Raw genomic sequence first — 13,648 nt, forward strand, 5'->3', positions numbered from 1 at the left:
CGGCCGCCTGCATCCGTACCGCCTCACGGCGCCGACGCCCCACGGGCGTCAGCCCGCCCCCATCCGCATACCTCACACGCCAGGAGATACAACCAACCGCGCCGCACCATCAGGGACTTCGAGACGGATCACCCTAACGAGCCGAAGTCAGTAAGAGTGGATCGACCGGAAAATCGGTCAATTGACCCTTCGGATGGTGTGCCGGGTCGCGAGGACGGAGGATGGGTTTCCGCGGCCTCACAGAACCCGCACAAGGACACGCGACCGGCCGCTTCGACCCGTTCCACGCGCGGGAGTGGGAGCGGCCAGTCGCGGGCGAGCTCCAGGCGGCCCTCTCCCTGCTGCGGCAGAGACCGCGGTCGTGGGAGACCGCGGTCGTGGGCTGCGGCCCCGGCCTCGGCCTCGGCCTCGGTCAGGACACCTTGACGATCACCGTGGGGGAGTGCGTCGTGCCGGACGTCGACACCCGCAGGTGCTGCGTGCCCTTGGTGCTGAACTTGCCGGTCAGCGTGTAGGTGTGGCTCTTCGTCACCGTGGTGCTCGGGCTCAGCCCGGTCCACTTGCCGTTGCTCAGGCGCTGCAGGACCAGCTTGGTGCCGGACTTCAGCCCGGTGGTCTGTCCGGTCAAGGTGACGCTCTGCCCGGCCTTGACGGACGCGTGGTTGGCCTTGATCGTGATCGATGCCTTGGTCATCGGCGTCTTGCTGTGCGTGGCGCTCGGCGTCGGCATCGGCGCGTCGCCGGCGGCGAAGGCTCCAGCCGATCCAGCCGATACCAGCGCGGCGGACAGGGCGCCTGCGGCGAGCGCACGGACACAGCGGCTGCGGAGAGTGGCATGCATGGCGGTCTCCCATTGGGTGACGGATTCCCCCTGCGGCGCATACGACCCACGAAGCCGATCGCGCCCCTCCATGCTTATCCAGGATCATCCGCGTGGCGACTTGGAAACGGTAGTAACCGGTGCCGAGGAGTACCTATTGGCGCAAAGCTGCATCTCACTCGGGTGAGACGTACTTACTTCCTTCTTGCCTTGCCTTTCTTTCGCTGCCACGCCCACGGTTCCGCTGCACAGACCTCCCAGGAGCCCGCCATGTGAAAGAGCAGCACGAGGCGGGAACGTCGTCCAACACCCTCTGCGGCCGGGCGGGCCGGACGAACTCTGACCTCCGAACTCACCCCGCTGCACCAGGTCTCCCCTTCCCGAGAAGGGGAGACCGGCCAGCCACACCAGCCACTTCATCCGCCCTTTCCGTGATCACTCCAGATGCCGGTGCCTGGCCGGCGAGGGGCGAGGCGCGCGGCCCAGATGTGCGTACACGCCGTCACGGGGCCGGCCGGGATGCCGCAATACGTCCCGTTGGCGGCCTCGATGACTTTCCTCACAAATCGCCGCCCAATAGGACCGAAGGTGATCGTCGCCACGTCGACCGGCACGCGTTTTGTCTATGTTCGTCGCCATGCCGTCTTCCTCCTCCTTCACGACCGTACGCACGCGGGCCAGCGCCCTTCTGGCCTCGGTCGCGGCCCTCGTCGCCGTCGGCGCCCTGCACCCGGTACCGGCCGCGGCGGCCTCCGCGGCGGCCTCCTCCCCGCATGCCACGGTCGCCGTGCTCGACCTGGACGGAGCCGGCCGCACCTCGGTGCTGCGCGGGCGGGACAGCGCGTACGACACCGCCAGCATCGTCAAGGTCGACATCCTCGCGACGCTGCTGCTCCAGGCACAGGACGCGGGACGCCGGCTCACCGCCGAGGAGCGCGGCCTGGCCGAACCGATGATCGAGCGCAGCGACAACGCGGCGGCCGACGCGCTCTGGCGGCAGATCGGCCGGGCCTCCGGGCTGACCGCGGCAAACAAGCGGCTGGGGCTGGCCTCGACCACGGGGGGTCCGGGCGGGAAATGGGGGCTGACCCGGACGACCGCGAGCGACCAGATACGGCTGCTGCGGGCCGTGTTCGACGGTGACACGGCGGCACGGCCCGGCTCCACCGCGAAGTCCGCCCTGAACCAGGAGTCCCGGACCTATGTCCGCACCCTCATGAGCCAGGTCGTCCCCGAGCAGACCTGGGGTATCTCGACCGTCGGAGGCTCCGGGACCCCGCGGGCACTGAAGAACGGCTGGCTGCAGCGCACCACTTCCGGCCTCTGGGACGTCAACAGCGTCGGCCAGGTCACCGTGAAGGGACACCGCTGCCTGGTGGCCGTACTGTCGAACGGCAGCGCCTCGATGAGGGACGGGATCACCCTGGTCGAGCGGACGGCACGCGAGGCTGTCGCATAGGGCCTCAGCGCTCCCCCGGGCGGTGGGGCCGGACGACGGTGGTGACCGGAGCGAGCCGAGCGCGGCCAGGCAGAGCCAGGCGAAGGTGCCCTCGCGGTCGCGGGGCACGGCTGTCCCGACCGGGCCGACGTCTGTCAACAGGGTCTTGGCCCGGGTCCCGTCGCGGCTGTTCCGCCGTTCTTCCCGGCAGGGTCGTGCTTGTCATAGCCGAGGTGGTCGGTGATCTGACCAGTGCAGGATGTGGTCGACCGGGGTGGGGCGGCGGTCGGTGAGTCGGGTGATCAGGCGTCGGATTTCGGCGAGGCTGAGGTGGATGAGCTGGGAGGATCCGTTTCTGCTTTGTCCGCATCCAGCTGGCGGGCCCGCAGGACGGTCAGGCAGGCGTGGGCGGCCATAGCGAGGGTCATGTGGGGGTGCCGGCCCGGGTAGCGGCGGACCTGGTAGTCGTCCAGGCCGCATTCCTGCTTGGCGGTCTGGAAGCACTCCTCGACGGCCCAGCGGCTGCCCGCGATGCGGATCAACTCGTCCAGTGTGGTGTCGGCGGCGCAGTAGGCGATGTAGTAGGAGATCTCCTCGGGCCTGCTGACGCTACGGCGGGCGAGGACCCAGTGCCGGCGGTCCTCGCGGTGCCAGGGGCGCACCTCGACGCGGGCCCAGTCGTAGATCCGCCGGCCGTGGGCTCCTTCGCCGCAGGAGCGGCGTTTCCATTTCTGCCGCGGCAGGCCGGGAAACAGGTCGTGGACGGGGTGGTCGAGTGCCCAGCGGGTGACGACGGTGTCGTGGCGGGGGGTGGCCATGACGTGGAAGATCTCGGCCTGCTCCAGCTCGAAGCGCCAGTAAGCCAGCGCCGACTGACGCGGCTCCTCCCGGTTGAACCGGTGCACGAACCGCTCATGAAGAGCGTCCAGTTCACCGGCCCACAACCTGACATCAGCAAGGTCCCCACCCATCACCACACCAACGACCGAGCTGGCCAGCAGTCACGGCACGCACCGTTGCGGTACTAGAGGAAGATGTCGTCGGCGGGACGGATGTCGGCGTCCATGTTGCGGCTCATCATGCCCAGCGCGGCTCGGGCGAGATCCTCGTGGATGTGGGCCACCGCGTCCTCGGGGATCGTCACCCGCAGGTGCCGCATGTGCGCGTCGAGCGCCGAGTACAGCACGCACTGCTCCGTGACCTGTCCGCACAACACCACGTGTCCGACGCCCTGTTGGGTGAGCAGGTAGTGCAGGGGCGTCTCGTAGAAGATCGAGTGTCTGGCCTTCACGACGAAGAGCGAGGCGCCGTCGGGCCGCAGCGGCTCGACCAGTTCGGCGTGCGGGCCCGCGAGCGCCGTCTCCAGCAGTTCTCCGTGGTGGGACCGCCACTCGCCGAAGTTGTCGTTGACGTAGACGACGGGAACGTCGCCGGCCCGCGCGCGTCGCAGCAGCCGTGCGATCGCCGGCGCCGCCTTCCGCACGGACGGCACGAGGAGTTCGGCGTCCTCGTGGTCGTAGGTGTTGATCATGTCGATGACGACGAGTGCCGTTCTGTCACTGGTGTCCACGGGGTCGCCTTTCGTCAGCGGCGGATGGCCGCGCCGGGGCCGCGCTCACGCTCCGTGCCTTCGCCGGTGAACAGCCGGCATCACCAGCACGGCCTCCTCGGCGGCCCTGGCCTGGCCTGGCAGAGCAGCTCGGCCGGGGTGAACTCCTCGGAGGACAGGAAACAGCCGTACGTCGTCATGCTCGCCTCTCATCGGCCGCTCGGGCGCCGTGGTCCCCGTGGCCGCCGTGCACCCCTCACAGACCGGACGGAACGGGCGATTACGCACAGCGCGCACCGGACAATCCGTGCCCCACGGGAGTGAGGATCCCTCGCGCTTCACGGCGACCGTGGCGAGTCCCGCACCCGGCCCAGGTGTCGCTGTCGACGTGCGGGGCTCGCCCTCGTCCGCGGGGTTCCGCGGCCCCGGAGCCTCCCAGCCCGTGACCTTCGCCGCCACAAGGTCGATACTTCCCATAGGTGCGGTAGTGCCCACGCGTTTCCCGTCCCTCGCCGCGACCGGCGAAGGCACAGGTCAGGACCGTATCTGCCGAATTCACCAGGAGGCACCCATGAAGATGTTGATCAACGTCGCGGAGACCGTGGTCGCGGACGCGCTGCGCGGGATGGCGGCCGCCCATCCGGAGCTGGCCGTCGATGTCGAGAACCGGGTGATCGTACGGCGGGACGCTCCGGTGGCCGGGCAGGTCGGGCTGGTCTCCGGCGGGGGTTCGGGGCATGAGCCGCTGCACGGCGGATTCGTGGGGCCCGGGATGCTGTCGGCGGCCTGTCCCGGTGAGGTGTTCACCTCGCCCGTGCCCGACCAGATGGTGCGGGCCGCCGCCGCCGTGGACAGCGGGGCCGGTGTGCTGTTCATCGTGAAGAACTACACGGGGGACGTGCTCAACTTCGACATGGCGGCCGAGCTCGCCGCGGACGAGGGCATCCAGATCGCGAAGGTGCTCGTCGACGACGACGTGGCGGTGACCGACAGCCTCTACACGGCAGGGCGGCGCGGCACCGGTGCGACGCTCTTCGTGGAGAAGATCGCGGGGGCCGCGGCGGCCGAGGGACAGCCACTGGACCGGGTCGCGACGGTGGCCCGGCAGGTCAACGAGAACGCGCGCAGTTTCGGTGTCGCCCTGAGCGCCTGCACCACCCCCGCCAAGGGCAGCCCCACCTTCGATCTGCCGCCCGGCGAACTGGAGTTGGGCGTCGGCATCCATGGCGAGCCGGGCCGGGAGCGGCGGTCGATGATGACCTCGGGCGAGATCGCCGACTTCGCCGTCCACGCGATCCTGGAGGACATGTCCCCCCGTAATCCGGTGCTGGTCCTGGTCAACGGCATGGGCGCGACCCCGCTCCTCGAGCTGTACGGCTTCAACGCCGAGGTGCAGCGGGTGCTGGCCGAGCGCGGCGTCGCCGTCGCGCGCACACTGGTCGGCAACTACGTGACGTCCCTGGACATGGCCGGCGCCTCGGTCACCCTGTGCCAGATCGACGAGGAGATGCTGCGGCTGTGGGACGCGCCGGTGAGGACACCTGGGCTCCGCTGGGGTGTGTGAGGGCGGGAGCCCACCGACCGACGTACCTTCCACGCAAGGAGATTCCGTGCTCGACGCCGATTTCTTCCGCCGTTGGATGACGGCGACCGCCGCGTCCGTGGACCGTGAGGCGGGGTGGCTGACCGACCTCGACTCGGCCATCGGGGACGCCGACCACGGCAGCAATCTGCAGCGCGGGTTCACCGCGGTGGCCGCCACGCTGGAGAAGGAGGCGCCGCAGACCCCCGGCGCCGTCCTCACCCTCGCCGGGCGCCAGCTGATCTCCACGGTCGGCGGCGCCTCCGGGCCGCTGTACGGCACCCTGCTGCGCCGCACCGGCAAGGCGCTCGGGGAGGCCGCCGAGGTGAGTGCGGAGGAGTTCGCCGACGCGCTGCGGACCGGGGTGGACGCGGTCCGCACGCTCGGTGGTGCCGCACCGGGCGACAAGACCATGATCGACGCGTTGGTCCCGGCGGTCGACGCGCTCGGGGACGGTTTCGGCGCCGCGCGGGTCGCGGCCAGGGAGGGCGCCGTGGCGACGACGCCCTTGCGGGCCCGCAAGGGCAGGGCGAGCTACCTCGGGGAGCGGAGCATCGGGCACCAGGACCCGGGCGCCACGTCCGCGTCGCTGCTCATCGCCGCACTGGTGGAGGCCGCTGGTGAGTGACGAGAAGCTGGTCGGGATCGTCCTGGTGTCGCACAGCGCTCAGGTCGCCGCCTCGGTGGCCGAGCTGGCGCGTGGTCTCGCGGGCGGCGGGGCGGCGGTGCCGCTGGCCCCGGCGGGCGGTACGGAGGGCGGCGGGCTGGGCACCAGCTCCGAACTCATCGCCGCGGCGGCCGCCTCCGTCGACCGGGGCGCCGGGGTCGCGGTCCTCACCGACCTCGGCAGCGCGGTGCTCACCGTGAAGGCGCTGCTCGCCGAGGGCGACGAACTCCCGCCCGGGACACGCCTGTTGGACGCCCCCTTCGTCGAGGGAGCGGTCGCCGCGGTCGTCACCGCTTCCACGGGAGCGGACCTGGACGCGGTCGAGGCGGCGGCCTCGGAGGCGTACACCTACCGGAAGGTCTGAGGCACCGGCCGGCCCGTACCACCTCGTGCGCACGGGGCGGTACGGGCCGGCCGGCGCCCTGGCCGTCACCCGCCTTCGGCGCTCTCGCCGACGTCGGCGGTGCCGTCCTGCTCCTCGGCGACCGGCCGGGGGTCCGGGGGCCGGGACGGTTCGGCCGGCCGGGCGAACCGCCGCGCCAGCAGCTCGCCCCGCGCCACGGCCGCCGCGTGGTCCTCGATGGGCCTGGCCTTCGCGTTCTTGAACACGATGTAGGTGACCCCGTGGCCGACGCCGCCGTGGCGCGGGTCGGCGCGGATGCCGAGGGACCTCGCGGTGGCGTACGACGCCTCGCCGATGATGTCGTGCGGTCCGGTGTCGCCGACCACGGCGTACCGCACCCGGTTCCGGTAGACGACGGCCGCGATCGAACCGCCGCCGATCCCGTGGGCGCGATGGTTCCAGATGCCGCTCGCGGCGGGCACCACGATGTAGGGGAGGCGCTCGGCGTCCAGATAGCGGCCGTCGGACTGCCGGTACGCGGTCATCGACGAGTAGAACGGGTCGGTGCGCGCGTTGCACCGCGCACCGGCGCGGCCGTCGCAGTCGATGTCCATGTCCGCCTTCCAGAAGACGGCGTCCCGGGTGCCGCAGACCGGGACCGTCGCGGGCGCGTGGGCGTCGGTGCGGTACTTGCCGCGGGAGACGGGCACGCAGTGACGCACCCTGGCCAGCAGTTCGGCGGCGCCGACAGAACCCTCGTGAGGCGCCGGCTCCGCCGCCCGGGGACGGACGGGGGCGGAGACTGAGGCGGAGGCCGACACGGTCGGGGCGAGCAGGGCGGCGCCGGCCGCCGCCAGCGTCAGCAGCGGAACACGCACGATGAGGGAGCCTCTCCTGGGGACACTGACGGGCACGCGGCCCACCTTGGTCCCGCTCCGGCCACCGGGCCACCGCTGAGGGGCCGTACGGTGCACTGCCCCGCTGACGACAGGGGCCGGGTGGCCCGAGCCGGTGTCGGCTCCGGCCACCCGGCCACCCGCGCGGGGCGCGGGATCAGCGACGACAGCGGTCCGCGCCGGCGGCACGAACTCCCCCGCACCCAGAGCGAGTTCAGCCGGGAGGAGACCAGCACACGTAACCTCTCCGGCCGGTCGCCAACGATCCCCGTGCCGGAACGCCCCCGCGCGCGGCGCCGAGCGACCATGCGACGTACAGCTGCCGCGCGGGAGATGACCGGGCGTGACCCGTCGGGTGCGGATCGGGGTCAGGCCGCCCGGCGGGACCCGGGGCGGGACCGCGGCGGAGCGGACGTGAGCCGAGCGGCCAGCGCGGGCCTGCCCCGGCGGACGCGGGCGGCGGCGGAGGAGGCGGCTCTCCGCGCGTCCGGCGCACGGCCGGCGGACGGCCGGTCGTGCGCCGGACGGGGGAGAACGTCACCTGGCCGGTGGCCGTCCGGATGCGGGAGGGGCCGGGGGCACGTTGGCTTCCCCCGAGGCAGCACGGCCACTCCCCGACCCCGGCGGCGCAAGGATGTTCCGCCAACCGTGCCGCCGGAGGGCAGACCCATGCGCATTCTTCAGCCACTTCTCCGCTCCGGCCTGACCGTGACCGCCGCCGTCGCTCTTCCGCTCGGCCTGACCGCCGGCCCCGCCGTCGCGGCTTCGGGGATCAACGTGAGCACGATCGGGGCCACCGTCTCGGTCACGACGAGTGCCTGCGCCCAGCTCAACGGCAGTTGGGGCACGGGTTCGCTGCTCAGCAGCAGGCAGTCGAGCTTCGCCCAGGGCCGTCAGGTCGCCCTGTCGGGGACCACCGTCAGCCAGTCCGCCGCCTGGTCGAACGTCAGCCCGGGCACCTACACCGTCATCGTCATGTGCTCCAACACCAGTACCGCGGGCAGCCAGTCCGTGATCGTCTCCGCCGCCTCCGCCCCGACGATCTCCGCCACGTCCTCGCCCTCACGGGGCGTCATGGGCGGCCTCGGCGGGGCCGCCAGGGACTACGGCCCCGTCACGCTCGCGGGCGGCGGGGCGCTGGTGGGAGCGGGTGTCATCGGCGCCGTCTGGTTCCTGACCCGGCGCGCCAAGCCGCACCGGTTCTGAGCGACGGGGAACCACCACCACGCGGGGCCGCCCGCCCGGACCCACCGGACGAGCGGCCCTCCCGTTCGGACCCGCCGACCGGCCGAGCTTCTACGGCAGTGCGGCCAGCTCCTCCAGCGCATGCGTGAGCCACTTGGTCCAGAAGGTCTCCAGGTCGATGCCCGCCCGCAGCACCAGGTGCTGGATGCGGTCCTGGGCACTGTCCCTGCCCGGCGGGAAGTCGCGCCGCTCGATCTCCTCGTACTCCGCCAACTGCCGCCGGTGCAGGTCGAGATGGCGACGCAGATCGGCCTCGACGCCCGCCGTGCCGACCACGGCCGCCGCGCGCAGCCGAAGCAGCAGCACATCGCGGTGCGGTTTGGGGTCCTGCGAGGCGGCGGTCCAGCGGGCCAGTTCGGCTCGGCCGGCCGGCAGGACCTCGTACCGCTTCTTCTGTCCACGGGCCGGCTGCTCGGCGGCGAGGGCCCTGATCGCCCCGTCCGCCTCCAGTCGTCCCAGCTCGCGGTAGATCTGCTGGTGCGTCGCGGACCAGAAGTAGCCGATGGACCGGTCGAAGCGCCGGGTCAGTTCGAGGCCGGACGACGGCCTCTCCAGCAGAGCGGTGAGGATCGCGTGCGGGAGTGACATGGAGTCATCCTAGGGACGGGGGCGGGGCTCTCAGAGGGCGGCGGCCAGCTCGGTGCCCTGCTTGATGGCGCGCTTGGCGTCGAGCTCGGCGGCCACGTCGGCACCGCCGATGAGGTGCACGCTGCGTCCGGCGGCGGCCAGTTCCTCGTACAGGGCGCGGCGCGGTTCCTGTCCGGTGCAGAGCACGACGGTGTCGACCTCCAGGAGGGCCGGGGTGCCGTCGACGGTGAGGTGCAGGCCGGCGTCGTCGATCAGGTCGTAGCGGACGCCCGGGACCATGGTGACCCCGCGGTGTCTCAGTTCGGTGCGGTGGATCCAGCCGGTGGTCTTGCCGAGGCCGGCGCCGACCTTGGACTCCTTGCGCTGGAGGAGGTGGACGGTGCGCGGCGGGGCGGGCCGCTCGGGCGCGGTGAGGCCGCCGGGGGTCGTGTACTCCGTGTCGACGCCCCACTGGCGGAAGTAGGCCGCAGGGTCCTCGCTCGTCCTCTCGCCGCCGTCCGTGAGGAACTCGGCGACGTCGAAGCCGATGCCGCCCGCGCCGAGGATCGCGACGCGGTCGCCGACGGGGACGCCGTCGCGCAGGACGTCGAGGTAGCCGACGACGCTCGGGTGGTCGACGCCGGGGATGTCGGGGGTGCGCGGGGTGACTCCGGTGGCGACGGCGATCTCATCGTACGGGGCGAGGAGTTGGGCGTCCGCCCAGGTGTTCAGGCGTACGTCCACGCCCAGTTCGGCGAGCCGGGTGCGGTAGTAGCGCAGCGTCTCGTCGAACTCCCGCTTGCCGGGGACCTTCCGGGCCACGTTGAGCTGGCCGCCGATCTCACTCGCGGCGTCGAAGAGGGTGACGTGGTGGCCGCGTTCGGCCGCGCTGACCGCGCAGGCGAGACCGGCCGGGCCCGCGCCGACGACCGCGACGCGCTTGGCCGACCGCGTGGGGGCGAGGACGAGTTCGGTCTCGTGGCAGGCGCGCGGGTTGACCAGGCAGGAGGTGATCCTGCCGCTGAAGGTGTGGTCGAGGCAGGCCTGGTTGCAGCCGATGCAGGTGTTGATGGAGTCGGCGCGGCCGGCGGCGGCCTTGGCGACGAAGTCCGGGTCGGCGAGCATCGGGCGGGCCATGGACACCATGTCGGCGTGTCCGTCGGCGAGCAACTGCTCGGCTACTTCAGGGGTGTTGATGCGGTTGGTGGTGACGAGCGGGACGGAGACGGCGCCCATGAGCTTCTTGGTCACCCAGGTGTACGCGCCGCGCGGCACCGAGGTCGCGATGGTGGGGATACGGGCCTCGTGCCAGCCGATACCGGTGTTGATGATGGTCGCCCCGGCGGCCTCGACGGCCTTGGCGAGCGTGACCACCTCGTCCAGGGAGGATCCGCCGGGCACGAGGTCCAGCATGGACAGCCGGTAGACGATGATGAAGTCCTCGCCGACCGCTTCGCGCACCCGGCGCACGATCTCGACGGGGAACCGTGTCCGGTTCTCGTAGGAGCCGCCCCAGCGGTCCTCGCGGTGGTTGGTCCGCGCGGCGATGAACTCGTTGATCAGGTAGCCCTCGGAGCCCATGATCTCCACGCCGTCGTAGCCCGCCCGCCGGGCGAGGCGTGCGGTGCGGGCGTAGTCGTCGATGGTCCGCTCGACCTCGTCGTCGGTGAGCGCGCGGGGCGGGAAGGGGCTGATCGGTGCCTGGAGGGGGCTCGGCGCGACCAGGTCCCGGTGGTAGGCGTACCGCCCGAAGTGCAGGATCTGCAGAGCGATCCGGCCGCCCTCGCGGTGTACGGCGGACGTGACCGCCGTGTGCTGTTCGGCCTCGGCCTCGGTGGTCAGCTTGGCGCCGTGCTCGTGCGGCCGGCCGGCCTCGTTGGGCGCGATGCCGCCGGTGACGATCAGGCCGACCCCGCCGCGCGCGCGGGCCGCGTAGAACTCCGCCATGCGCTCGAAGCCGCCTTCGGCCTCTTCCAGCCCGATGTGCATCGAGCCCATGAGGACGCGGTTGGGCAGGGTGGTGAAGCCCAGGTCGAGAGGGTTCAGCAGGTGCGGGTAACGGCTCATCGGGCCCTCCGTGCGCGGTGTGGTGTCTCTGTTGTAGAGGACGCGGAGGCGTTTATGCAACTAGTTGCATAAAGAGCGGGGTGGGCGGGGCGCGGGACAGGGGTGCGCGGGGGTGGGGCAGGGGTGCGCCGAGCGGTCAGGGGCGGGGCGGGGCGGGGGTGCGCGGGGCAGGGGTGCGCCGAGCGGTCAGGGGCGGGGCGGGGCGGGGGTGCGCGGGGCGGTCGTAGGACCGCGCACCCCCGCACCGCCCCCGCACCGTTTCGGCGGCCGGACCGGGAAGGGGGTGCCGGCGACCGGAGGACACTACGGCCGCGCTACGGCCTGACGCCGATGACGACGTTCGCGTACCGCTCCTCGGACACGGCGAGCCGGGTGTCCAGTCCGGCCAAGATGAACTCCCTTACGGCGGACGGGGCTTGACGCTCGCTCGTCTCGACCAGCAGACAGCCGCCCGGCGCCAGCCAGGAGGGCGCCCCGGCGGCGACCCGGCGCAGTACGTCGAGCCCGTCCGCGCCGCCGTCGAGCGCGACCAGTGGTTCGTGCTCGCGGGCCTCGGCCGGCAGCAGGGCGACCTCGCCGGTGGGGACGTAGGGGACGTTGGCCGCGAGGATGTCGACGCGTCCGCGCAGCTCGCCGGGGAGCGCGGAGAAGAGGTCGCCGGTGTGGACGTGTCCGCCGAAGGGGGCGACGTTACGGCGGGCGCAGGGCGCGACGGCCGGGTCGAGGTCGGCCGCGTGCAGTTCGACCGGGCCGAGGGCGGCGGCCAGGGCCGCGCCGACCGCGCCCGAGCCGCAGCACAGGTCCACGACGACGGACGCCTCCGGGGCCTGCGCGAGGGCTTCTTCGACGAGGAGCTCGGTGCGCCGGCGCGGCACGAACACGCCCGGTCCGACGACTATGCGCAGACCGCGGAAGCCGGCCCAGCCGACGACGTGTTCGAGGGGCAGGCCCGCGACCCGGCGGTCCACCATGGCGGCGACTTCCTCGGGGGTGCGGGCGGAGGCGAGGATCAGTTCCGCCTCGTCCTCGGCGAAGACACAGCCGGCGGCGCGCAGCGCGGTGACGACGGAGGCGGGAGAGAGCGGAGGTACAGGGGGAAGGGAGGGCATGGAAGCCGGGAGCCTTTCGGACGGGAACCGAAGGGTGCTCCCGAGGTCACCTACTGTCGGCGATCCGAACTGTCTCGGGGGAGAGCACCCGACCTGTCACTGCGGTAATGGGTCTCACCTCCCGGACGTTCATGGCTGGGTCCCTCCGCAGCCGGAGGGCAACCCTACCCGAACGGTCAGACCGCGACAGCCTCCTCGGCCTCTTCCTCCCGCTCGGTCTCCCGCTCCTGTTCGGTCTCCCGCTCGGCCGGCTCGTGCTCCCGTCCGGCCGCCTCATCGGCGGCGGGGGCCGGTGCGGACCCGGAGACGGTGGCGGCGGCAGGGGCCTTGGCCCGCTCGTACGCCCCCGCGATGGCCGTGGCCGTGAGGCCCAGCAGCAGCCAGGCACCGAGCGTCACGATGGTGCGGGTGAGGCCGTCGGAGCCGAAGTAGAGGAGGCTGCGGGCGCCCTCGACGAAGCCGGCGCCGTTCCAGAAGGCGTGCAGGGTGCCGAAGAAGCCGTTCTGCAACTCGGGCCGGAACAGACCGCCGGAGCTGGTGAAGTTGAGCATCACGAACAGCACCATCATGGCGAGGGTGGTCCACCGCTTGAGGAAGGTGTGCAGACCGACGCCGACGAAGAGGATGCCCGCCGAGTAGAGCCAGGCCAGGCCCCACACGCCTGCCAGATCGTGGTGCGCCAGGTGGAAGACGGGACCGGCGAGCAGCGCGCCGATGCCGCTCACCACCGCCGAGACACCGAGGGCGAACAGGGCCCGGACGCGCATCGGCAGGGTGGCACCCGCGGCGCCGAGCGCGGCCACGGACGCGTACGAGCCGATGCTCAGGGCGATCAGCAGGAAGAACAGGCCCTGTCCGGTGGGGTCGTCGGCGGCGGGCGGGGCGACGTCGGTGACCTTCAGCGGGACGCCCTGCTGGTCGGCGACCGGGCTGAAGACCTTCTCGACCGCCGTGGCACCCATGTCGGAGGCGGCGGTGGCGACGACCAGTTCGGGGCTCTTCGCGCTCGGCACGTAGGCGCCCGTGATGTCCCGGGAGGTGAGGAGGGTGACGGCCTGGGCGCGGGTGTCGACGGTCCGGACGTCGAGCCGGTCCCCCGCCCCGTCCTTGAGGGTCTGCGCGAACACCTTCACCTCGGGTCCCGAACCGACGACCGCGACGGGCAGATGGTGCGGTTCCGGGGTCACGAACGCCCCCATGTAGGCGAGTCCCATGCCCAGACACATCAGCAGCGGGGTGACCAGGTGCGTGAGCACGTGGCGCACTGCGGGGGACCTCATGTTCCCGACCTCCATCGGTTGAGCTCTATTGGTTGGCTTATACAACCCAGCATTCAGTTGTACTGTACAACCAGGAAGCCGCGAA

At 72.0% G+C, this 13,648-nt stretch carries 13 protein-coding genes and 1 pseudogene; 5 read left to right on the plus strand and 9 right to left on the minus strand.

What is annotated here, in order from left to right:
- Positions 1–412: 412 nt before the first annotated feature.
- Positions 413–841 carry a hypothetical protein gene (locus tag ABZT12_RS37015; RefSeq protein ID WP_356393522.1) on the minus strand — a complete coding sequence of 143 codons (429 nt, stop codon included), beginning with the start codon at positions 839–841 and terminating at the stop codon, positions 413–415.
- A 616-nt stretch (positions 842–1,457) separates the two neighbouring features.
- Between ABZT12_RS37015 and ABZT12_RS37020 the strand changes: the two genes are divergently transcribed.
- Complete coding sequence (locus tag ABZT12_RS37020) at positions 1,458–2,279, plus strand: serine hydrolase (protein WP_356393525.1); 822 nt, start codon at positions 1,458–1,460, stop codon at positions 2,277–2,279.
- 81 nt (positions 2,280–2,360) lie between these two features.
- Here the strand turns inward: ABZT12_RS37020 and ABZT12_RS37025 are convergent.
- From ABZT12_RS37025 to ABZT12_RS37035, 3 genes and pseudogenes are all read right to left on the minus strand, one after another.
- Positions 2,361–2,509 (minus strand): annotated as a pseudogene (locus ABZT12_RS37025) (transposase); the annotation flags it as partial.
- A gap of 51 nt (positions 2,510–2,560) precedes the next feature.
- Positions 2,561–3,229: a hypothetical protein gene (locus ABZT12_RS37030; RefSeq protein ID WP_356393528.1), complete on the minus strand. Its 669-nt coding sequence runs from the start codon at positions 3,227–3,229 to the stop codon at positions 2,561–2,563.
- A gap of 53 nt (positions 3,230–3,282) precedes the next feature.
- A complete protein-coding gene (locus ABZT12_RS37035) occupies positions 3,283–3,828 on the minus strand; it encodes an isochorismatase family cysteine hydrolase (protein ID WP_356393531.1) in 546 nt (181 codons plus the stop codon).
- Between the two features lie 550 nt (positions 3,829–4,378).
- On the opposite strand from ABZT12_RS37035, the gene dhaK reads away from it, so the two are divergent.
- The 3 genes from dhaK to ABZT12_RS37050 are packed head-to-tail and all read left to right on the plus strand — an operon-like array spanning position 4,379 to position 6,420.
- A complete protein-coding gene (gene dhaK, locus ABZT12_RS37040; protein WP_356393534.1) occupies positions 4,379–5,371 on the plus strand; it encodes a dihydroxyacetone kinase subunit DhaK in 993 nt (330 codons plus the stop codon).
- 46 nt (positions 5,372–5,417) lie between these two features.
- Complete coding sequence (gene dhaL / locus ABZT12_RS37045) at positions 5,418–6,017, plus strand: dihydroxyacetone kinase subunit DhaL (RefSeq protein ID WP_356393537.1); 600 nt, start codon at positions 5,418–5,420, stop codon at positions 6,015–6,017.
- A complete protein-coding gene (locus ABZT12_RS37050; protein WP_356393540.1) occupies positions 6,010–6,420 on the plus strand; it encodes a PTS fructose transporter subunit IIA in 411 nt (136 codons plus the stop codon). The genes dhaL and ABZT12_RS37050 overlap by 8 nt, the downstream gene beginning before the upstream one ends.
- A 65-nt stretch (positions 6,421–6,485) precedes the next feature.
- Here ABZT12_RS37050 and ABZT12_RS37055 read toward each other — a convergent pair whose 3' ends face one another.
- The gene (locus ABZT12_RS37055; RefSeq protein WP_356393608.1) at positions 6,486–7,277 is read right to left on the minus strand and encodes a glycoside hydrolase family 75 protein; all 792 of its coding nucleotides are present in this window, start codon (positions 7,275–7,277) and stop codon (positions 6,486–6,488) included.
- Between the two features lie 687 nt (positions 7,278–7,964).
- On the opposite strand from ABZT12_RS37055, the gene ABZT12_RS37060 reads away from it, so the two are divergent.
- Positions 7,965–8,501 (plus strand): hypothetical protein, encoded by a 537-nt coding sequence (locus tag ABZT12_RS37060; RefSeq protein WP_356393543.1) that lies wholly within the window; start codon positions 7,965–7,967, stop codon positions 8,499–8,501.
- Positions 8,502–8,591: 90 nt separating this feature from the next.
- On the opposite strand, the gene ABZT12_RS37065 is transcribed toward ABZT12_RS37060, so the two are convergent.
- From ABZT12_RS37065 to ABZT12_RS37080, 4 genes are all read right to left on the minus strand, one after another.
- Entirely contained in the window at positions 8,592–9,128 is a 537-nt protein-coding gene (locus ABZT12_RS37065) for a PadR family transcriptional regulator (protein ID WP_356393546.1), read from the minus strand.
- 30 nt (positions 9,129–9,158) lie between these two features.
- Complete coding sequence (locus tag ABZT12_RS37070; protein WP_356393549.1) at positions 9,159–11,174, minus strand: NADPH-dependent 2,4-dienoyl-CoA reductase; 2,016 nt, start codon at positions 11,172–11,174, stop codon at positions 9,159–9,161.
- 314 nt (positions 11,175–11,488) lie between these two features.
- The gene (locus ABZT12_RS37075; protein ID WP_356393552.1) at positions 11,489–12,283 is read right to left on the minus strand and encodes a putative protein N(5)-glutamine methyltransferase; all 795 of its coding nucleotides are present in this window, start codon (positions 12,281–12,283) and stop codon (positions 11,489–11,491) included.
- 176 nt (positions 12,284–12,459) lie between these two features.
- Entirely contained in the window at positions 12,460–13,563 is a 1,104-nt protein-coding gene (locus ABZT12_RS37080; protein ID WP_356393554.1) for a hypothetical protein, read from the minus strand.
- Between the last annotated feature and the right edge of the window lie 85 nt (positions 13,564–13,648).

Origin of the sequence: Streptomyces sp. NPDC005423, assembly GCF_040606415.1 — a bacterium.
In the GTDB taxonomy this organism is placed as follows: Bacteria; Actinomycetota; Actinomycetes; order Streptomycetales; family Streptomycetaceae; genus Streptomyces.